This is a genomic window from Alteromonas sp. P256 (genome assembly GCF_036864455.1).
Taxonomy (GTDB): domain Bacteria; phylum Pseudomonadota; class Gammaproteobacteria; order Enterobacterales; family Alteromonadaceae; genus Alteromonas.
In genome coordinates, this window is sequence record NZ_JAZETM010000006.1 from 99,776 (window position 1) to 120,318 (window position 20,543).

The window sequence follows — 20,543 nt, forward strand, 5'->3', positions numbered from 1 at the left end:
CGAGCGAAAAATCTTGGACAATAGGCTTTCCACAACTATCGATGCAACGATGCCCAATAGCGAGCTTCCGCTAGATTTAGACGATTTAATGACATTATTGGCAGAAGCTTATGATGTGCCCATTGCGTTAATTGGTATTGTTGGTAAGCAAGACGAAGTGATAAAAGCGAGTCATGGCACTGATATCGAGTATATTCCTCGTGAGAACGCGTTTTGTAGTCATGTTGTGGAGTCCGGCGAGCCCCTAATTATTCCCGATGCGACAAAAGACGAGCGTTTTCAACACTCACAAAATGTAATCGACGATAACGACGTTGTATTTTATGCCGGAACGCCTATTCATATTGAAGGTGAATCGGTGGGCGCTGTATGCCTCATTGACTCACAGCCAAGAAGTATTGGCGAAAAACACCTCACATTATTAAAGCGAATAGGCTTACTAGTGAGTAAGTACATTGGTCTTTCACGTGAGCACGAAATACTTAAACGTGAGCACGGCCTAATCGAGAAGTCCCCAATAGTTCTTGCGACGTGGAATTTCGATACCTCCCTTAAGTTAGCGTACATTTCTAAAAACGCACACGCAGTAATTGGTGCTGATGCGGCAGATTTACTAGACGGCAGGATCGAATTTACTGATTTGATGTGTGATGAGTCAGACGCTGATTTTACTTTTGCGATGCAGGCACACATGGAAGGGGTTGAAACCCATGTCTGTCGGCTAAAAATGTCTGTGCCTACTCGCACTATTTGGGTGAGTATGATTTCCACCGCCAGCTTTAACGACAATGGAAGCCTTTTTTCGGTGCAGGCGTTTTTGTTTGATACCAGCGATCAAAAATACGTGGAGGACAAGCTTAACGAGACCAATCAGCGAATGCGCCTGCTCTTAGAGGCTTCAGAGCTTGGAACATGGGATTGGAACTTAAAAGCGGATGTGAATCAGGTAAACAGGCGATGGTGCGAAATTGTAGGCATCGATTATGAGTACTACGATACAAGCTATGGATATTCCCGGCAGCTTATTCATCCCGCTGATCTCGTGCAATTTGAACACCACCTGGATGAACATTTGCGAGGTAAGACAAGCGTATTTAATACTACGTTTAGAATGAAGCACGCCAATGGTAACTGGGTGTGGGTGGAGTCTTATGGCAAAATTGTCGAAAATGACGCCATGGGGAAACCGCTAAGAGTCGCCGGTATTCACCGTGATATTACGGGAAGAATGGAGAGCGAAATCCATGAAAGGAAAAAAACGCAGCTGTTGCAGTTTATCAATAAGACGCGAGCATCTTATTTAGAAAGCAACGATCTTACACTGGCCTGTCAGACCGTACTCCCCGAGTTAATTGAGCTATCAGACAGTCAGTTTGCTTTTATTGCACAAATGCAGGATAAAGACAGTGCGCCAAAACTCTTTATTCATGCCATTTCAGATATTGTGTGGGACAGCACTAGCTTTACGCAGTACGCAGAGTATAAAAAACGAAACCTGTATTTCACCAACTTTGATAACTTGTTTGGCAAAGTTATTACAACCGGTGATGTGATTATTAGCAACACCCCCAAAACTCACCCTGCCTCTAGAGGCACGCCTAAAGGTCACCCTCGCATTAACCGCTTTCTTGGTCTTCCCATTAAGATAAAAGATGAAGTTGTGGGTATGATTGGATTAGCCAATAAGTTTGAATTTTACAAAGCGTCAGATGCAGCGTTTTTTCAGCCGTTCTTAGATGCGTTAGCCGGTTTATTCTATGCGGTTGATTTAGAAACCGCACGGGCAGAAGCAGAAGAAAAGCTGCGTATGCTAGCAATGACCGATCCCCTTACCGGCTTGTTAAACAGGCGAGCTTTCTTAGATGAATGCAATCTCATCTCCCAAACTCACCAGCAAGTCGCCATAGCCATTATCGACATAGATTACTTTAAGAGTGTCAATGACACCTACGGGCACGATGCCGGCGACTATGCATTAAAAGAGGTTGCATCAATCACTCGCTCTTTTTGCAGTGAGCATGGCGTTGTGGCTAGGTTAGGCGGTGAAGAATTCGCCATTGTGTTAGTCAACAAAACCCCAAATGAAGTGAACAGCATCTTTGAGAGTCTTCGGGAGGCTATAAACGCTACACAACTTGCTTACAAAAACGATCGAATCAGTATTACTATCAGCACTGGGGTTAGCTATACATCAGACTGCTTTGATATCGATTTTAGTACCTATTTGTCGGTGGCCGATCAGGCGCTGTACGAGGCTAAGTCAAGTGGCAGAAACCGCACCTGCTGGCAGCCAGGTTTACTTTAACTGCTTACTTGACCGCGATAGCCGTTTTTTTGTCTATGACAGCGTGTCTGCGCTTGTCATTTATGTTTAGGTGTATATACTTACAGGAACTGTATAGACAGACAGGTCTTTTATGCGCCCACTCACAGCTCGACAAACTGAAGTTTTAGAACTTATAAAATCAAACATGCAAGAAACGGGAATGCCGCCTACGCGTGCAGAAATAGCCCGTCACCTAGGTTTTAGGTCTGCTAATGCTGCTGAAGAACATCTAAAGGCACTTGCGCGTAAAGGCGTTATTGAAATTTTGCCAGGAACGTCTCGCGGTATCAAACTGACTGTTCCTATTGAAGAAGAAGTGGTTGAAGAGGAAGGATTACCGTTAATTGGTAGAGTCGCCGCTGGTGAACCTATTCTTGCTCAAGAGCACGTAGAGTCGCACTACAAAGTGGACCCTGCCCTATTTCAGCCTCACGCAGACTTTTTGCTTCGCGTAAACGGCATGAGTATGAAAGACATTGGTATACTCGATGGCGACTTGCTAGCAGTACATCGCACTACCGACGTTCACAACGGTCAAGTTGTAGTAGCAAGAGTTGACGAAGACGTGACGGTGAAGCGCTTAGAAAGACGCGGTAGAGAAGTATTACTTCATGCTGAAAACGATGATTTTTCGCCTATTAAAGTCGACTTGGCAAACGAGCCGTTTGCCATTGAAGGTATTGCCGTTGGCGTTATTCGAAACGCTGACTGGATGTAGCCTTTTATGACGTTATTATGAAAGCGGCTCAATAGCCGCTTTTTTTAGCACTTAAGTTTGTTGATATGCTTAATAAAGCTACTATTAGCTAAGACTTTCAGTGCTTATAAATATCATTAATACATTTCTATATCTGATAAAAATTCTCACACGCTTTATAGCTAATATTAGCAAGGCATTACACACTATATTGCCTTGGTCTTGTGTGAAATTTGTTCAATTTTTCGCGGTTAACGGTTGATTTTTAGAAACTAAATGTTGTTTTCCGTTACAAGAGAATCGGTGTAGTTTTCACTACAAATAACCTGACTACCCCCTGATTTACCTCGCTTCACTCTGCATCATAAAACCCACAGCTCAAACAGCGTTAGATTAAATTTTAACCATCTCATTAAATTTTTAACAGAAAAGACTAGACGGAACGCCATTATTGCGCAATTCTTATACAAGCTTTAACAAAATAATAACAATGACTTTGAATTCAATTTACAAATCGATGTATTGAGTTAATCGTTCACAAACCACTTGGTAGAGACTGCGCATAACAACATTTGGCGTTAATGGGTCTACCATTACGGAGGTGCTGAGTGAAATCACTAAAGACTGCGACTGCAAAATGGTATGCAAGTGTACCATTTTTGTTTTTTTCTCAATTCCTTTTTGCGCAAGAGGCGGCTGAAGAATTGTCTTCGCTAAACCTTAGACGGGGCGCTACCGATATAAGCGGCCAGGTGTACGATCTGCACATGCTTATGTTCTTTATTTGTGTAGCCATCGCTGTAGTTGTGTTTGGCGTCATGTTTGCCTCCATGTATCTGCACAGAAAATCCCGTGGCGCAAAGCCCGCGAATTTCCACGAAAATGTGAAAGTGGAAATTGCATGGACAGTGGTTCCATTTCTCATCCTAATCTTTATGGCCGTACCTGCAGCTAATACGCTTATCGCCATGGAAGATACATCTGAAGCTGACATGACCGTGCTAGTCACGGGGTCGCAGTGGAAATGGCACTACAAGTATATGGACAGCGACGTTGAGTATTACTCGTTACTTGCTACTCAGCGCGAACAAATTCAAAACAAATTCACAAAAACCGACAATTATTTATTAGAAGTCGATCGTCCTCTGGTTATACCAACAGGGCAAAAAGTGCGGTTTTTGATCACGTCAGATGATGTTATTCATTCGTGGTGGGTACCTGATTTTGCCGTTAAAAAAGATGCGAACCCTGGTTTCATCAACGAAGCATGGGCAAAGGTGAATGAGCCTGGCGTATATCGAGGCCAGTGTGCAGAGCTGTGCGGTAAAGATCATGGGTATATGCCCATAGTGGTTATTGCAAAAGAACCTTCAGAGTTTAACGCATGGATGGGCGAGCAAGAAGAGCGCGTTCGCCAAGCTAAAGAAGAAGAGCAACGCCTACTATCAATGAATATGTCTATGGATGAACTGATGACAGAGGGCGAGCGTGTATACAACGCAACATGCGCGGCGTGTCATATGCCAAATGGCGAAGGTTTACCGGGCGTTTTCCCTGCGCTTAAAGGTAGCAAGATGGCATTGGAAGATCAGCAAGGGCACATTGAAATAGTGCTTCACGGTAAGGCCGGAACGGCGATGCAGTCGTTCAGCAAAATGCTAAGCCTAAAAGAAATTGCAGCGGTTGTTACTTATGAGCGAAATGCATGGGGTAATAACACCGGCGACATGGTTCAGGCTAAAGATGTCAACGCCGCAGCATCAGGAAACTAGGAGCGAGTTATGAGTAAAGCAACCGAAGTAATTTCGCCAGATACCTCTGTGCATCACGATGAGCATGAGCACCACGACCATATACCTAAGGGCATTACGCGGTGGCTGTTTACAACGAACCACAAAGATATAGGTACATTGTATCTCTGGTTTGCCTTCATCATGTTTTTGGTGGGCGGCGCCATGGCAATGGTTATCCGTGCGGAGCTTTTCCAACCCGGACTGCAAATTGTCGAACCAAATTTCTTTAACCAGATGACCACGGTTCATGGGCTTATTATGGTCTTTGGTGCCGTAATGCCGGCCTTTACAGGTTTGGCTAACTGGCTAATACCAATGATGATAGGCGCGCCAGACATGGCGCTTCCCAGAATGAACAACTGGAGCTTTTGGATTTTGCCAGGGGCGTTCTTAATTCTACTTAGTTCGTTATTTATGGAAGGTGGCGGTCCGGCATTTGGTTGGACTTTCTATGCTCCGCTATCAACAACGTACAGCGGTGATTCAACCGCGCTGTTTGTGTTCTCTGTGCATATCATGGGTATCTCTTCAATAATGGGAGCGATAAACGTTATCGTCACCATATTTAATATGCGTGCCCCAGGTATGACGTGGATGAAAATGCCTTTGTTCGTATGGACATGGTTGATTACTGCGTTCTTGCTTATCGCCGTTATGCCTGTACTCGCTGGTGCGGTGACAATGGTTTTGACGGACAAGTTTTTTGGTACGAGCTTCTTCGATGCCGCCGGTGGCGGAGACCCGGTCATGTTCCAGCATATTTTCTGGTTCTTCGGTCATCCGGAAGTGTACATAATGATATTGCCCGCATTTGGTATTATTTCTCAAATTGTGCCAACGTTTTCCCGAAAACCGCTGTTTGGTTACGCCTCTATGGTATACGCAACGGCGTCGATTGCACTGCTGTCTTTCGTAGTGTGGGCTCACCATATGTTTACCACGGGTATGCCGGTATACATGGAAATGTTCTTTATGTTCGCCACCATGCTTATCTCTGTGCCGACGGGGGTGAAGGTATTCAACTGGGTAGCCACAATGTGGCGAGGCTCGCTGACATTTGAAATGCCAATGATGTTCGCTATTGCGTTTATCGTGCTATTCACTATTGGCGGCTTATCGGGACTCATGCTGGCGATAACACCGGTTGATTTCCAATACCATGACACTTACTTCGTGGTTGCGCATTTCCATTATGTATTGGTTACTGGCGCGGTCTTTTCCATTATGGCGGCGGTGTATTACTGGCTGCCTAAGTGGACGGGCAAGATGTACAACACCACGCTGGCAAAATGGCATTTCTGGTGCTCGTTAGTATCGGTAAATGTGCTGTTTTTCCCCATGCACTTTGTTGGATTGGCAGGTATGCCACGCCGAATCCCAGACTATGCACTTCAGTTTGCCGACTTTAATAAGTGGATAAGCCTAGGCGGTTTTGCCTTCGGTTTATCACAACTTATTTTCTTAGCACTATTGATTAAAGCATGTAAGAAGCAAGGTGAACCAGTATCGGCTCAGGTGTGGGACGGTGCAGAAGGACTCGAGTGGGAAATACCTTCTCCAGCCCCTTACCACACATTTGAAACACCCCCACTAGTGAAGTAAGTATGAAGTGAGAATTGGACTTAGTGGTGCAAGGGGGCGACATGTTTTACTCCCCTTGCCCGCCAAGTGATTCAGGTCTCAACCGGAGGCGAAGTGTATGACGCAAGCAAGTGCAAACAATAAAATGGTCGTGAAATTAATTGCCATTGTTATTGGTATGTTTGGATTCGGCTTTGCTCTAGTACCACTTTACGATGTGTTTTGTGATATTGCAGGCATCAACGGAAAAACAGAAGGGACCGCAGCGGTTTATCAATCGGTAGAGATAGATGAAAGCAGAGAAGTGACCGTTGAGTTCATCACTCGCACGAACACCGGAATGCCGTGGGAGTTTCGAGCAGAAACCAAGCGAATCAAAGTACACCCAGGCGAATTGAACACAGTGTCCTTTTACGTTCGCAATCCTGCTTCAAGCAATATCATTGCTCAGGCAATACCGTCGGTATCCCCTGGCACTGCCGCTATTTACCTTAACAAAACAGAATGCTTTTGCTTTAACCAACAGCCTTTACAGGCTGGAGCAGAAGCCTATATGCCTATGCAGTTTTACGTAGATCCACAGCTTCCAGAAGAAATAACGTTTTTTACATTGCAGTACACACTCTATGACGTCACCGCGAGAGCAAGTGACCTAACAACTAAACCGAATCCTTTTATGGAATCGTCAGCACAAAGCGGCGAATAGCCCATTAAGGATAAGGAGATAATGATGCAGCAAGAATATCAAAAATATTATGTACCCGCGCAAAGTCCGTGGCCCATCGTAGGTGCGATTGCCCTGTTTTTAATTGCAGTCGGGGCCGGTAACTTTGTGGTTGAAGCAACGAAGGGCGAAAGCGGTTACGGCAGCTATATATTGCTTGCCGGTATTGTCGTTTTACTTGTCATGCTGGTGGGATGGTTTAAGAACCAAATTGATGAATCGATGGCGGGCTTGTACAGCGACCAGTTAGGTCGTTCGTATCGACAGGGAATGAGTTGGTTCATCTTCTCTGAGGTGATGTTTTTCGGCGCATTTTTTGGTGCGTTGTATTACGCCCGATTTATTGCAGTACCCTGGCTTGGCGGCGATTCTAACAACGCCATGACCAATGAAGTACTGTGGCCTGGGTTTGAAGCTATGTGGCCATTGGTAAGCACACCTGGCGGCATATCTACCCAAGAAATGAGCCCGGGGGGCCTACCTACCATTAATACCATTATTCTGCTTATCTCATCGGTAACGCTGCACTTTGCACATGTGGGGCTAGAGCAGAACAAACGCAAGCAACTTACCGTTATGCTGGGTATTACCATTTTGCTTGGCTGCGGGTTCTTGTTCCTACAGGTTGAAGAGTATATCCATGCCTACCGCGACCTAGGGTTAACGCTGCAATCAGGTATTTACGGCAACACCTTCTTTATGCTCACCGGGTTTCACGGCATGCACGTTACCCTTGGCACCATTATTCTTATTGTGATGTTTTTTAGAGTATTGAAAGGTCATTTTACGCCTAAAGAGCACTTTGCCTTTCAAGCGGGAAGTTGGTATTGGCACTTCGTTGATGTGGTGTGGGTAATGTTGTTTATTTTCGTTTACGTGCTGTAGGTCGGGTTAAGCGCTGCTTCGTCTTAATGTGTATGCCTATGGCAATGATAATGAAAACGAGAAAAAGCGCCAAACCTCAGTAAGGTCGGGGGTTTGGCGAAATAACCCCGGTACTAATAGCAATTAGTATTAGCACAACAATGATGACTGAGGTGAAAACCCGTCGACCTATATATTTGCTCATTGGCCCGTCTTTAGGATCGTTTTTCATCATCACGCGCATGGCCATGAAAAGATTAACAATCATAAACAGTACCAGAGCGACAAGAATTATTTTTATTAACATAACCATCTCTTCTTTTATTATTTGTTTTGGTTGGAGCTGTTAAACATGCCACAACGTTCACAGTTTTTAATTCCCTGGTTACTCACCGCGCTTAGTGTTGCGGCGATGTGCGGCCTTGGGTTTTGGCAACTGGAACGCATGGTGGAAAAACAGCAACGTTTAGCTAGCATAGCGCAAAAGCAAAGCAATGAAAGCCTCTCGTTAATTGATGCCCTGTCACAAGAAGACCCTAGAGATATCTCCATTAACTTTGTGGGAACGCCAGACAGTACTCGCCCCCTATTGCTTGATAATCAAATTCACGAACAGCAGGTTGGCTTTGATGTATTCGCCCCTGTGTCAACGAATGCAGGTTGGATTTTGGTGAATTATGGTTGGATAGCTGCCCCTGACCTTCAGCGCACTATTCCTGAAGTAAATCTGCCTAAGGGCAACAAGGAATTTGAGGGAGTTATCACCGTACCCGGCAGTAACCCCCTTATCACAGAAACGAATGTTAATTTTTCTCAGTTTCCCGCACTTATTCAACAGGTAGCGTTTGCATCGCTAAGTCAGAGTTTAAACATCAAACTTCTTCCTTACGTTGTAGAGCTTACTTCACAAGACTCGGCTTTTGTTCGCGATTATAAGCCGGTAGTTATGCCTCCAGAAAAACACTTAGGGTATGCGGTGCAATGGTTCGGTTTAGCCATTGCAGCAGCTGCAATAGGTGGGTTTGCAATCAGTAAAAAAGGACGTATTCATGAGTAATACTACATCCAAAAAAACACTAATAATTATGGTCGCTGTATTTGTGCTCCCCGTGGTGTTAGCAAAGCTCGCCCTAGAAAACGATTGGTTTAACAAAGCCTCAACGAATAAGGGCGCACTGCTTGAGCCCACTATCAATTTAACGACCTTGCTAGAAGACAGTTCACCCACGTGGCGTCTTTTGTACGTCATGCCCGCGCAGTGCGATTCGCGCTGTGAAAATGCACTTTTCAGTATTAATCAAGTGTGGTTAGCGCTCGGCAAAGAGTCTGACCGTGCCCAAGCATTAGTGTTGGCTACACCAACGAGTGACGCTAACGCGCTGGCTTCTCTTGTGGATTATCCAAACGTTGCCACGCTGTCGGTAGATGATACTGCGCAACTCGCTTCTCAAAGTGTGTATGTGGTAGATACGCTTAATAACGCCATGCTTTTTTATCAAATTAGCGACGACAAAGAAGAAGCGGTGATGGAAAGTCGCAATATGTTAGCCGATATCAAAAAACTGCTTAAATTGTCTCGCATAGGGTGATAGTTATGAAAAAGCTCACGTTATTCAGTCTCTTTTTAGCCGCAGTCGTCATTATTCTCGGGGCATACACTCGCCTTACCGACGCCGGTTTGGGCTGTCCAGATTGGCCCGGCTGTTACGGCAACCTAACGGTGCCCCTTAGTGATGAAAAGGTGAATGCGGCGAATGCCGCTTACCCAGAAAGGCCGGTAGAGGCATTCAAGGCATGGAACGAAATGATACATCGTTACTTTGCTGGCACCTTAGGTTTGTGCATTGCCGCCATTGCGCTTATCGCTTTTAGGCAGCGCAAGCAAGGCACCCCTTTTAAACTGCCTTTACTACTGCTGGGGCTTGTTACCTTTCAAGCTGCACTTGGTATGTGGACAGTCACTCTTAATTTATTGCCAGTGGTTGTTATGGGCCACTTATTAGGCGGTTTCAGCGTTCTTTCCTGTTTGTTTCTTTTGTATTTACGACTGCGAGAAGCTGACACTAGCACCAGCTCAGTTTCACAAAGCACAGTCTCAAAAAGCACAGTTTCACAAGAGCCAGTTTCTATGGACTCAGCTGAGCAAGTCGCGTCGCCTTCAGTGGCCGGCCTTTCACGGATGAAAACTTTCGCATTGTTTGGTGTGGGTGTGCTTGTGATTCAAATTGCACTTGGAGGGTGGACATCAGCGAACTACGCCGCGTTGGCGTGCACTGATATGCCTATTTGTGAAGAAGGATGGCAAAGTCGACTTGATTTTGCAGGCGCATTCAGTGTTCCAGAAGCAGAGAACTATGAGTTTGGCGCACATGATTATGGTGAGCGAGCAACGATGCACATAGTGCATCGGGCCGGAGCACTGATTACCTTTTCATATCTACTGACCTTAGGGCTCACACTCTTTTTTAAACACGGTGCTTCTCTGCAGCTAAAGCGCGTTAGCGCGATAATGATTGGCTGCCTGTTTGCGCAAGTTGCTTTAGGGGTTAGCAATGTGGTGTTCGCTTTGCCATTAGCCGTGGCGGTATTACACAACGCGTTTGCCGCTATATTGCTTTTGTCCCTACTGTGGATAGTATTTTCACTGATTAAACACACGTCAGCTGCACCTACTTATGATTTGTCAGTGCATGCGGCACGTCATACAACCTTATCGTCTCACGCTTTACCACAAGCCCTATCTAAGGCTACAGGAGGTCTTCATGGCTAAATCAGCCTCTCTTCAATCTCGAGTCACCCGTTCACACAATGCTGTATCGTGGAAAGATTATTATGAAATGACAAAACCGAACGTGGTGATGTTACTGCTACTGACTGCGCTAGTGGGAATGTGCTTAGCAACGCCTACGTGGGTAAATGCGCTTACCCTAGTCAGTGGTTTGGCTGGCATTGGTATGCTGTCTGCTTCGGCAGCGGTAATTAACCATGTAGTCGATCATAAAATAGATAGCGTAATGGCGCGTACCTTTAATCGGCCGGTGGCAAAAGGAAAGGTAAGTATCAGTAATGCCCTGTGGTTCGCCGGTACACTAGGCGCGGTAGGCTTTGTGGTATTGGCGGTTTTTGTCAATATGCTGACGGCGTGGCTAACCCTCGCCAGCTTAGTGGGTTATGCCTTCGTGTATACCATGTACTTAAAGCGGGCAACACCACAAAATATTGTTATTGGTGGTCTGGCAGGGGCTGCACCTCCACTTCTTGGCTGGACCGCAGTAACGGGTGAAATTCATGCACACGCACTGCTCTTAGTGCTTATTATATTCACCTGGACACCGCCGCATTTTTGGGCGCTGGCTATTCATCGAGAAAAGGACTATGCCAAAGCAAAAGTGCCTATGCTACCCGTAACCCACGGCATAGATTTCACTAAAACGTCAGTGTTGCTGTATACCGTTTTACTAGGATTGGTGTGCCTACTGCCCTACTTAACCGGCATGAGTGATATGATTTATCTTGTTGGTTCAAGCGCATTAAATCTAGGCTTTTTGCTTTACGCCATTAAGTTAAAGTTTGCAGCTGATGATCAAACAGCGATGAAAACTTTTAGGTTCTCAATTATTCATCTCATGGTATTGTTTGTGGTATTGCTACTTGACCATTACATACCAGTGAGTTTATGAATCAAAAGTTTATAGTTGGTGTTGTTGCATTTGTTGCTCTTATAGGCGGTGTTATTGGTGCGCTTTATATAGCACCGCCTAGTACTGACAATGGTGAAACACCGTCTTATTTCCAGGCATATCCGCAACCTCGAGCGGTTGCACCTTTTACACTTTTACATCACTCCGGGGAGGCGTTCACCGAGCAATCATTAAAAGAGCAGTGGAGTTTAGTGTTTGTGGGCTATACCTTTTGCCCCGATATTTGCCCCACGACTATGGCTGAGCTAAACGGCATTTACCCGCAGCTGCAGCAGTTAGAAAGCTCCTATCCTGTGCGTGTCGTTTTTGTCTCAATTGACCCTGAAAGAGACTCTCTAGATAGACTTTCTGAGTATGTAGGCTATTTTAATAAAGAGTTCATTGCGGTTACAGGTGAGCATAAGTCGTTATTTCCGTTAGTCAGAAACCTTGGCATGATGTACGCCGTTTCTGAAAGTACAGATAACCCGAATTACCTCGTAGACCACAGCGCTTCAATTGTACTTATCGACCCTAAAGGACGTGCTGTAGGAAGATTTAAGCCCACTAGAGAGCCGGGCAAACTATCGATAAGCGATCCTCAGCAAATACTGGCTGACATGCCAATAATTATTGCGAAGTAGTTCTATGGAAATCAATATAAGACAGGGCGTGGCATCTGATGCCCCATTCGCGACACCGTTAATTTTAAGTGCTGCAGAGCCACTGTTAAATGCTATTTTTGGACATGCTAAAGACAAAACGGCGTTGGGCTATTTAACCCATGCATGGCAACTCGGTGGCGGGCAATACGGATTTGAGAATCATTGGGTGGCAGAAAAAGACAATCAAATTTTAGGCTTAGTCACTGCGTGGCATAGTAAGCTTGGCGTTGCATTTGATAGAGCCACCTTAGACAGCATAACGTCGTACTTTACCCTAGATGAAGCTATTGCTGTAGTAATGCGAAATCAAACAGTGGCAGTGAATCTAACCCCTCCTAGCAATACCGAATTAATGATTGGTCATTTGGCTGTGGCAGAAAGTGGCAAACGCCAAGGTATTGGCCGTTCATTAGTCAACGCTATGCAAGCAAAAGCGACTGAACTACAAAAACGCCACATTGTGTTAGATGTAGAAGTATCGAATACTACCGCCATCCGGTTTTATCAATCATTAGGCTTTAGCGAAGAAACTATCAATAAAGGCTTCATTCGGTTTAATCGAAACGTGTAACACGCGCTTTTTTTAAGTGAGATGTTAATCAGGGTAACGGCCATCGTCATTTGCTAAGAAAAATGGCATGGAATACCAATAGAAGCGACCTGCCATGCTTTTCGATGGTGCGGTACAGTTTATTCGTGAGCGGCCAACGGGCAGCGTACTTTCTATGGCAAAGCTTACCTTTTCTCCATCCACATGAGTTTTTATATTGTTACCAGAGTAGAAGCAGTTCACTTGGTTTAGGCTAACATCTTCTTCATCTACGGTGAGTGTTATCGTGTCAGATAGGGTATTACTGCGCACTCGTGGCTCAGCATGGGTAGTGTGTACCACCGGCATAGCAAGACTGTTTAACTTGGTTTTTAAAGTGTTGAGGTTTGCGTAAGGCCCCGCAGCTGGGAAGCGAGGTAATGCAAGGAGATTACTGGTTTCACCTACGGCACCAGAATGTTGGCCAAAGCCCACGTAGCCGTTTTCTTCAAGCTTTGCCGTTAGCGCTAAAGTATATTCTCCAAATGGATAGGCAAGGTATTTAAGACTGACACCCAATTCAATCTCTATTTTCTTTTCTGCAGCTTCAACATTCTCGAACACGCGCTCAAGCCAGTTCTCATCGGTAAATTCATCATTAAGCATGTGCAAGTGATCAAGGGTGTGATTTGCAAAGATAACGCCTTCACTCTGCATCCTCTTCACTTCTTTCCAAGTAAGCTGTTGCGGTGCTACGCCAATTTCATCTGGGTTAATAAATACCGTATACGAGAAGTCCAATTTCTTCAGAATGGGGTGAGCATTTTCTAAAATATTGGCATAACCGTCATCAAAGGTAATAGCCACAGCATCTTTTGGCAGCGGCTTACCCTCGACAATGGCATTTACAATGTTGGTAAGGGGGAGCACTGTGTGATTGTTGGCTATGTACTCCATGTGCGACTTGAAGGTGTCCGGTGTCACACTGGTACTCGACGGCGTTTGCGTGGAAACGTGATGATAAAGCAATATGGCCGCGTTGGTCATTTGAGTTGGCGAGGGTGCTTTCTCAGATGCAAAGACGCAGTGAAATGACAGCAGCGTGAAAAGTGCAATGCAAACACGCAGGCCACCGAGTGCTGCGAATGAGGGTTTACGCTCTCTGTTCAGCGTTATTAGCATGGTACACTTCTCCTTATTGAACCTAATTTCAGTCTATGTTTGAGAGCCTTGATGTCAATTGCCACCAAACAGCCAAAACCGTTATGGTTTGATCATACACGTTTGCTTGCGCTTGCGCTGCCCATGATCTTGGCCAATATTACCACACCGCTTCTTGGTTTAGTCGATACCGCGGTACTTGGTCATATGCAAATACCTGCCATGCTAGCAGGGGCATCTGTCGGTGCGCTTATTCTTACTCAAATTTACTGGGTTTGTGGCTTTTTACGTATGTCTTCCACAGGCTTAAGTGCACAAGCGAAAGGAAGCCAAGCCCCTAAAGTGGAGTCTGCCAAAGTACTGTGGCAGACCATTGCCTTTTCTTGCATCCTCGGTCTTATTATTCTGCTACTACAGCAGCCCATACTGCATGCTGGCCTAGCGTTAACTCAGCCAAATGACAGTGTGGCGAGTTACCTGAATGCGTATTTTAGTACTCGGGTTTGGGGCGCTTTAGCAGCCATGCTTAATTTAGTGTTAATAGGCTGGCTGGTGGGGCAACAAAAAACCAAGCAGGTAATGATTATTCAAATAGTTGGTAATTTGCTAAATGCTGGGTTAGATATCGCTTTTGTTTACGGGCTTGGCTTTTCCGTGGCCGGTGTTGCCCTTGCAAGTGTCATTGCTGAGTACAGCATGATGGCGATGGCACTTTATCTTGCTCTTAATCAAGTGAAGGGCGTGCATGTCGCGCGAGCTTGGTTTAACCGCGCAGCGCGCAGAGTGTTAATGAAGCTCAATGGGGATATGTTAATTCGCAATTTGGCATTACAAGGCTGCTTAGCATTTTTAACTATTCAAGGGGCGCGGTATGGCGAAACATCAGCCGCCGTTAACGCTATTTTAATGCAGTTCTTCGTACTGATTGCATTAGGGCTAGATGGCATCGCCTATGGTGTTGAAGCACTTATCGGCGAGGCAAAAGGGGCGAAAGACGCCGATGAAATTAAGCGAAGAACCTATCAAGGGCTGTTTTGGTCTTCATTGTTTGCTATTGCCTATAGCGTGGTTTTCTATGCTTTTGGCGACGGGATTATCCGTTTGCTTACGGAACATGGCGACATCGTTGGCGCTGCGCTGCCCTACCTTCCTCTAATGGTGCTACTGCCCATATTGGCGCACTGGTGCTTTTTATTTGACGGCGTATTTGTTGGGCTAACAAGAGCATCGTCCATGCGCAATACTATGGTTATTAGTGCACTTGGCGTGTATTTTCCAATATGGTTTTTTACTCAGCAAGCGGGCAATACAAGTTTGTGGTACGCACTTATTGCTTTTCTGTTTGCAAGGGGCATAACGTTAGGTGCAAGCTTTTATCGATTAGCAGCTAACGACACACTGTGCAAAAGTGATTCGTAGCCTAGCATTGAATAGTATTTGCGCCGCAAGGATAAGCGCCGCAAGGATAGGCGCAGTAATAGCATGCTCACTGCGCATAAGTCATTAGAACGTTACTTTTTAATGATATGGGTAGCGCAAAGTTTATTACCCGTTGGGTCACGTAAATAAGCAAGGTACAGCTGACGGTCGTCGTTTCCGCGAATGCCTGGTGGGTCTTCACACACTACGCCACCGTTTTCGCTACCTACCTTAAACCATTCATCAACCAATTCTGGCGAGCTCGCTGCTAAGCCTATTGTAGAGCCGTTGCCATGCGTCGCTTGTTCGCCATTAATGGGCTTTGTTAGTGCTAATATCCCTTTTGGCGTGAAATAGAATAAGCGACCGTGCTCATCATAAACGCCGGCGTCATAACCAAAAACGGCTAACGTGGCATCATAAAACTTTTTAGATGCGTCTAGGTCGTTTGCACCTATCATTAAATGGCTAAACATGGTGTATCCTTTTTTATTATCAAAAATTAAGCGATGAGAAGCTAAGCTATTTGAAAGCCGTCTATACATCAACGGCAAAATTGACGGCTGCGGCAGCGTGTATTGCCGTTGTATCGTAAAGGCGAATTGCGGTGTGACTTTGTTGCACTAGCAACGCAATTTCAGTGCAACCAAGAATTACGCCCTCTGCGCCTTTAGATGCAAGTCCACCGATAATATCAATATACGCTTTACGAGATTCAGGGCAAATCACGCCCTTGCATAATTGTTCATAAATGACGTTGTGAATAATGTCCCGCTCATGTTTCGGTGGAATAACCACATCAATATCAAAATTCGATGTTAAGCGCTCGGTATAAAAGGTCTGTTCCATGGTGAATTTTGTGCCAAGCAAACCTACCTTTTTCACGCTATCGTTAACGAGCACTGCGCCAGTTGCGTCTGCAATATGTAACAAAGGAATAGGTAAATTGCTTGCCACCTCATCAGCGACTTTGTGCATTGTATTGGTACAAATGACAATGGCGTCTGCGCCGGCAGCGGTTAGCGCCTTTGCCTCAGCGTGTAGCAATGTCGCCATTTCAGGCCACGCCTGAGCGCGTTGCAAACACTCTATCTCAGCAAAGTCTACACTGCTAAGCAGAATTTTAGCACTGTGAAAGCCGCCTAGTTTTTCGTTTACAGCGCGGTTTATCATCTGATAATAGCTCACTGTTGATTCCCAGCTCATGCCGCCAATAAGGCCTAACTTTTTCATTATTTAATATTTAAATGTGAACGGGTAGTGATTTAGTACATTGCAACGTACTGCGCACTAATGCAAGTGCCAAGAATGCAAGCGCGAAGCCCCTTTGATAGGGAAAATAAGAGAGAAGAGGGAAATGAGCGAAACGAAAGAGATGATGGAGAGTTAAATGCCTAAGCCTGCAAAACCCTAACCCTCAGGTGGCCGTTTTACATTTTTTAAAGAAGCAAAGCGCTGCAAAAAAATGCCCATATAACCCCACATAGAATAAGCAAAGCCACATAGCAATACCGCTAGAGAAACATAGTGAAGGACAATATGTCTATCACTGATGGAAAAAAGAAGCACAACGCCAGCAACGAAAATAGTGAGACCTATTTTAAATCGCTGCCAGCTTGTGTGAATATCTGGTGTGGGTATCAACTGTTACACCTGTGCCAGATTTAGTAGTAAGAGTGCTCGCCAGCTTCGTGCTCTGTAGCATCCCGTACGCCGTTTAATTCGCCAGCGAATTGCTCAAGCATTTGCTTTTCAATGCCGTCTTTCAAGGTAACATCTACCATTGAGCAACCGTTGCAACCACCGCCAAATTGAAGAATAGCGAAGCCATCATCAGTAATTTCTGTCAGTACAACCTGTCCGCCGTGATTGGCTAACTGAGGATTAATTTCTGACTCAATCATGTAATTAATACGTTCAACAAGAGGCGCGTCATCGGCTACTTTTCTCGCCTTGGCATTAGGTGCTTTCAACGTAAGCTGCGAGCCCATTTGGTCGGTTACATAATCAATTTCAGCTTCTTCGAGGTACGGCGCACTCTCTTCATCAACAACGGCATCAAAACCATTAAATTCTAGCTTAGTGTCAGTGTCCTCTACGGCATCTGGCGGGCAATAAGACACGCCACATTCAGCCGACGAGGTGCCTGGGTTTACGACGAATACACGAATATTCGTGCCAGACTCTTGTTTACTCAGCAGTTTCGCGAAGTGAGACTGGGCTTCTTCTGATATAGTTATCATCGGCAAGTCCTATAGTATTCAAAAAGTGTTCAAAATTTGGTGCATTGTACCAAATTTACCTGACTAAAACAGTCAAGTATTAATTAAAAATTTAGAACATGTTGATATTTAAAACCTTACTTTCAACATGCCATTATGAAACAACAAGACGGGGAAAGCGCTATGCTAGCGAATCTATATAACACCGCCAAAAAAACACACCTTCGACGGATAACCGCGCTATTGATAGGCTCGCTTGTGTGCATGTCTGCAAGCGCATCAACAATTACCATCGAGCCTGATAAAGGCGGAATGCCCGTACAGGCCTATTTACCTAAAACAGTAACCTACGACCCCGCCATTCCTACACCTGAGTCGGTTTTAGGGGCTCATCTTGGCGAGTGGCATGTACGTCATGATCAGTTGGTCAATTACATGTACATGCTGGCACAAAAATCTGACCGTATAACCATTGAGGAAACCGGACGTACCCACGAAAACCGCCCTCTTTTGCTTCTCACCATCACTGCGCCGTCTAATCGCGATAACCTAGATGCCATGCGAGAAGCGCACATCAAGGTGTTAGATAACGGAAATTCTCCTTCAAGTGATGCCCCCCTTGTTTTCTATATGGGTTACAGCATTCATGGAAACGAACCATCAGGCGCGAATGCATCCCTTGCCCTCGCTTATTATCTTGCAGCGGGGCAAGGTGAAGAGATCGATACTTTGTTAAATAATAATATTGTGCTGCTCGACCCGTCTTTCAACCCCGACGGACTGTCTCGTTTTGCTCAGTGGGCAAATATGCATAAGGGCAAACAGCTAGTTGCCGACAGCCATCATAGAGAGCACGACGAGGGCTGGCCTTCAGGCAGAACAAATCACTATTGGTTCGACTTAAACCGCGATTGGCTGCTTTTAGCGCATCCTGAGTCTCAAGCGCGAATTAAGCAATTTCACAAGTGGCGTCCCCACGTATTAACCGACTTCCATGAAATGGGAACCGACAGCACCTATTTCTTCCAACCCGGTGTACGCTCGCGCAAAAACCCACTTACCCCTGACGAAAACGTGACGCTTACTGAAGCCATTGCAGATCATCATGCGGCGGCATTTGATGCCAAAGGCCAGCTTTATTTTACCGAAGAAGCATTCGATGATTTTTATGCGGGGAAAGGTTCTACGTACCCAGACTTGCATGGCAGTATTGGGATCCTTTTTGAGCAAGCGAGCTCGCGCGGACACTTGCAGTCTTCTATTAACGGCGATCTGGCCTTCAGCGATACTATCGAAAATCAAATTACTACGTCGCTAAGTACGTTTAGAGGCGCAATCGCCAATAAAGCGGCCATACTTGATTACCAAGCGGGCTTTGTAAATAGCACAAAGGCGTTGGCAAGAGATGATGACACTTTCGGTTTTGTTGTCAGTGCATCAAATGATAGCGCACGCTTTTTGGCGTTTACTAACTTACTAGACCAACACGGTATCACCTATGATGTAATGACCAAAAACGCCACTATTAACGATGTGAGTTATAAAGCCAACAACGCTATTTTCGTACCGACGGCGCAGTCTCAATACCGCTTAGTAAAATCGATTTTTTCAACACAAACATCCTTTGAGAACAATACGTTTTACGATGTGTCTACATGGAACTTAGCGCTTGCGTTTAACCTTGATTATTCCCCTGTAGAAAAAAGCGATATGCGAGGGACAAAGCGCACAACAGCTGCACAATACGACGGAAGCTTAGCGGCATTAGCGCTTCCTGAGATAAATGGCGACGCCTATGCTTACGCATTCTCATGGCAGCCGTATTTTTCCCCTGCGTTACTACAATCGCTTTTAGAAGCAGGCGTTCAGGTGAGAAGCTCAGAGAAGAGTTTTGCAGCCGTGAAGTTTGACAACAGCGTGGTAGAGTTCCCGGCGGGCAGTATTGTCGTACCTACAGGCCTTGATCAGCCTGCCAATATCGCAGCTATTATCGAGAGAGTATCGCAGCAAATGCAGGTGCCGGTGCATAGCTTAAAAAGCGGTTTAACACCTACAGGTAGTGACCTAGGCAGCCGCAGTATGGCGCCCATTAAAGAGCCTCGGGTTATTATTGTAGGCGGTGAAGGCACTCGTGAATACGATGTGGGTGAAATTTGGCATTATTTCGACACCAAAATTGGACTGTCAGCGAGTATTGTAGAGCAACAAAACTTGCTAAACGCATTGCGCGATAACAGCGTTACCTATACGCACATTATCTTCCCTAACGGTCGCTATGACTTTTCTGAAACACAAGGTCTAGAATTGAAGCGTTGGGTAGAGGCCGGTGGTGTTGCCATAGGTCAAAAGTCTGCTTTACGTTACTTTGCTGATAACAACTGGTTAGATATTGACGTTGTAAACCGCGATGTTGTGGATAATGCATATGATGAAAGCAGCCTTGCATACGGTGATGGTTCCACGCTTTATGCTAAAAAACTGATTGCAGGCGCAATTTACGAGGCCGATATTGATACCACTCATCCACTGTTTTACGGCTACAGCAACGATAAGCTGCCACTATTTAAAACCAGCAACATGATAGTGAAAAATGAGTATTCACCGTTTACCACTCCGGCGCGTTACACCAAAGGCCCGCTAATGGCAGGGTTCAGTGATACAGCCATGGTCGCGCTATTAGCCGAAACGCCAGCGGTTATTGCAGAGAAGCTAGGGCGCGGTGTTGTCATAGGGTTTACCGATAACACTCAGTTTAGAGGCTATTGGTATGGCACTAACAAGATGTTAGCGAATGCCATTTATCAGTCTCACTTCATCCGCTAATAGCGTTTAAGTGAGCGGTTAGAATAACCATCTTAGACGTGGCGAGGTTAGCGTTTGTT

At 45.4% G+C, this 20,543-nt stretch carries 19 protein-coding genes; 14 read left to right on the top strand and 5 right to left on the bottom strand.

Features of this window, described 5'->3' with window-relative positions; translation table 11 throughout:
• The first annotated feature begins 13 nt into the window (after positions 1–13).
• The 6 genes from V7R39_RS11010 (at position 14) to V7R39_RS11035 (ending at position 8,006) form a co-directional block, all read left to right on the top strand.
• The gene (locus V7R39_RS11010) at positions 14–2,305 is read left to right on the top strand and encodes a sensor domain-containing diguanylate cyclase (RefSeq protein WP_334030697.1); all 2,292 of its coding nucleotides are present in this window, start codon (positions 14–16) and stop codon (positions 2,303–2,305) included.
• A gap of 112 nt (positions 2,306–2,417) precedes the next feature.
• Positions 2,418–3,044, top strand: coding sequence for a transcriptional repressor LexA (lexA, locus tag V7R39_RS11015; protein ID WP_334030698.1), 627 nt, complete (start codon positions 2,418–2,420; stop codon positions 3,042–3,044).
• 587 nt (positions 3,045–3,631) lie between these two features.
• Complete coding sequence (gene coxB, locus V7R39_RS11020; RefSeq protein WP_334030699.1) at positions 3,632–4,795, top strand: cytochrome c oxidase subunit II; 1,164 nt, start codon at positions 3,632–3,634, stop codon at positions 4,793–4,795.
• Between the two features lie 9 nt (positions 4,796–4,804).
• Positions 4,805–6,418: a cytochrome c oxidase subunit I gene (gene ctaD / locus V7R39_RS11025; protein WP_032095289.1), complete on the top strand. Its 1,614-nt coding sequence runs from the start codon at positions 4,805–4,807 to the stop codon at positions 6,416–6,418.
• A gap of 97 nt (positions 6,419–6,515) precedes the next feature.
• Positions 6,516–7,103, top strand: coding sequence for a cytochrome c oxidase assembly protein (locus V7R39_RS11030; protein WP_334030700.1), 588 nt, complete (start codon positions 6,516–6,518; stop codon positions 7,101–7,103).
• A 21-nt stretch (positions 7,104–7,124) separates the two neighbouring features.
• Positions 7,125–8,006 (top strand): cytochrome c oxidase subunit 3, encoded by an 882-nt coding sequence (locus V7R39_RS11035; RefSeq protein WP_032095291.1) that lies wholly within the window; start codon positions 7,125–7,127, stop codon positions 8,004–8,006.
• A gap of 76 nt (positions 8,007–8,082) precedes the next feature.
• On the opposite strand, the gene V7R39_RS11040 is transcribed toward V7R39_RS11035, so the two are convergent.
• Positions 8,083–8,292 carry a DUF2909 domain-containing protein gene (locus V7R39_RS11040; RefSeq protein WP_032095373.1) on the bottom strand — a complete coding sequence of 70 codons (210 nt, stop codon included), beginning with the start codon at positions 8,290–8,292 and terminating at the stop codon, positions 8,083–8,085.
• A 45-nt stretch (positions 8,293–8,337) separates the two neighbouring features.
• On the opposite strand from V7R39_RS11040, the gene V7R39_RS11045 reads away from it, so the two are divergent.
• From V7R39_RS11045 to V7R39_RS11070, 6 genes are read left to right on the top strand one after another with little or no spacing between them, the layout of a single operon-like run.
• Positions 8,338–9,042: an SURF1 family protein gene (locus V7R39_RS11045; RefSeq protein WP_334030701.1), complete on the top strand. Its 705-nt coding sequence runs from the start codon at positions 8,338–8,340 to the stop codon at positions 9,040–9,042.
• Complete coding sequence (locus V7R39_RS11050) at positions 9,035–9,574, top strand: hypothetical protein (protein WP_032095292.1); 540 nt, start codon at positions 9,035–9,037, stop codon at positions 9,572–9,574. The genes V7R39_RS11045 and V7R39_RS11050 overlap by 8 nt, the downstream gene beginning before the upstream one ends.
• Before the next feature lie 5 nt (positions 9,575–9,579).
• Positions 9,580–10,755, top strand: a complete 1,176-nt coding sequence (locus V7R39_RS11055) for a COX15/CtaA family protein (protein ID WP_334030702.1) — start codon at positions 9,580–9,582, stop codon at positions 10,753–10,755.
• Positions 10,748–11,665, top strand: coding sequence for a heme o synthase (cyoE, locus tag V7R39_RS11060; RefSeq protein WP_334030703.1), 918 nt, complete (start codon positions 10,748–10,750; stop codon positions 11,663–11,665). Before V7R39_RS11055 ends, cyoE begins: the two co-directional genes overlap by 8 nt.
• The gene (locus tag V7R39_RS11065; protein ID WP_334030704.1) at positions 11,662–12,309 is read left to right on the top strand and encodes an SCO family protein; all 648 of its coding nucleotides are present in this window, start codon (positions 11,662–11,664) and stop codon (positions 12,307–12,309) included. The genes cyoE and V7R39_RS11065 overlap by 4 nt, the downstream gene beginning before the upstream one ends.
• A 4-nt stretch (positions 12,310–12,313) precedes the next feature.
• A complete protein-coding gene (locus V7R39_RS11070) occupies positions 12,314–12,901 on the top strand; it encodes a GNAT family N-acetyltransferase (RefSeq protein WP_334030705.1) in 588 nt (195 codons plus the stop codon).
• 24 nt (positions 12,902–12,925) lie between these two features.
• Here V7R39_RS11070 and V7R39_RS11075 read toward each other — a convergent pair whose 3' ends face one another.
• Positions 12,926–14,041 carry a polysaccharide deacetylase family protein gene (locus V7R39_RS11075; protein WP_334030707.1) on the bottom strand — a complete coding sequence of 372 codons (1,116 nt, stop codon included), beginning with the start codon at positions 14,039–14,041 and terminating at the stop codon, positions 12,926–12,928.
• 51 nt (positions 14,042–14,092) lie between these two features.
• On the opposite strand from V7R39_RS11075, the gene V7R39_RS11080 reads away from it, so the two are divergent.
• On the top strand, positions 14,093–15,439 hold the full coding sequence (locus V7R39_RS11080; protein ID WP_334030708.1) for an MATE family efflux transporter: 1,347 nt from the start codon (positions 14,093–14,095) through the stop codon (positions 15,437–15,439).
• 92 nt (positions 15,440–15,531) lie between these two features.
• On the opposite strand, the gene V7R39_RS11085 is transcribed toward V7R39_RS11080, so the two are convergent.
• The 3 genes from V7R39_RS11085 to nfuA all read right to left on the bottom strand — a co-directional run bounded on the left by V7R39_RS11085 (position 15,532) and on the right by nfuA (position 17,682).
• Positions 15,532–15,915 (bottom strand): VOC family protein, encoded by a 384-nt coding sequence (locus tag V7R39_RS11085; RefSeq protein ID WP_334030710.1) that lies wholly within the window; start codon positions 15,913–15,915, stop codon positions 15,532–15,534.
• A 61-nt stretch (positions 15,916–15,976) separates the two neighbouring features.
• Positions 15,977–16,672, bottom strand: coding sequence for an aspartate/glutamate racemase family protein (locus V7R39_RS11090; protein WP_334030711.1), 696 nt, complete (start codon positions 16,670–16,672; stop codon positions 15,977–15,979).
• Between the two features lie 431 nt (positions 16,673–17,103).
• Positions 17,104–17,682 (bottom strand): Fe-S biogenesis protein NfuA, encoded by a 579-nt coding sequence (nfuA, locus tag V7R39_RS11095; RefSeq protein WP_163106077.1) that lies wholly within the window; start codon positions 17,680–17,682, stop codon positions 17,104–17,106.
• Positions 17,683–17,844: 162 nt separating this feature from the next.
• Between nfuA and V7R39_RS11100 the strand changes: the two genes are divergently transcribed.
• Positions 17,845–20,484: a M14 family zinc carboxypeptidase gene (locus V7R39_RS11100; RefSeq protein WP_334030712.1), complete on the top strand. Its 2,640-nt coding sequence runs from the start codon at positions 17,845–17,847 to the stop codon at positions 20,482–20,484.
• The last annotated feature ends 59 nt before the right edge of the window (positions 20,485–20,543 follow it).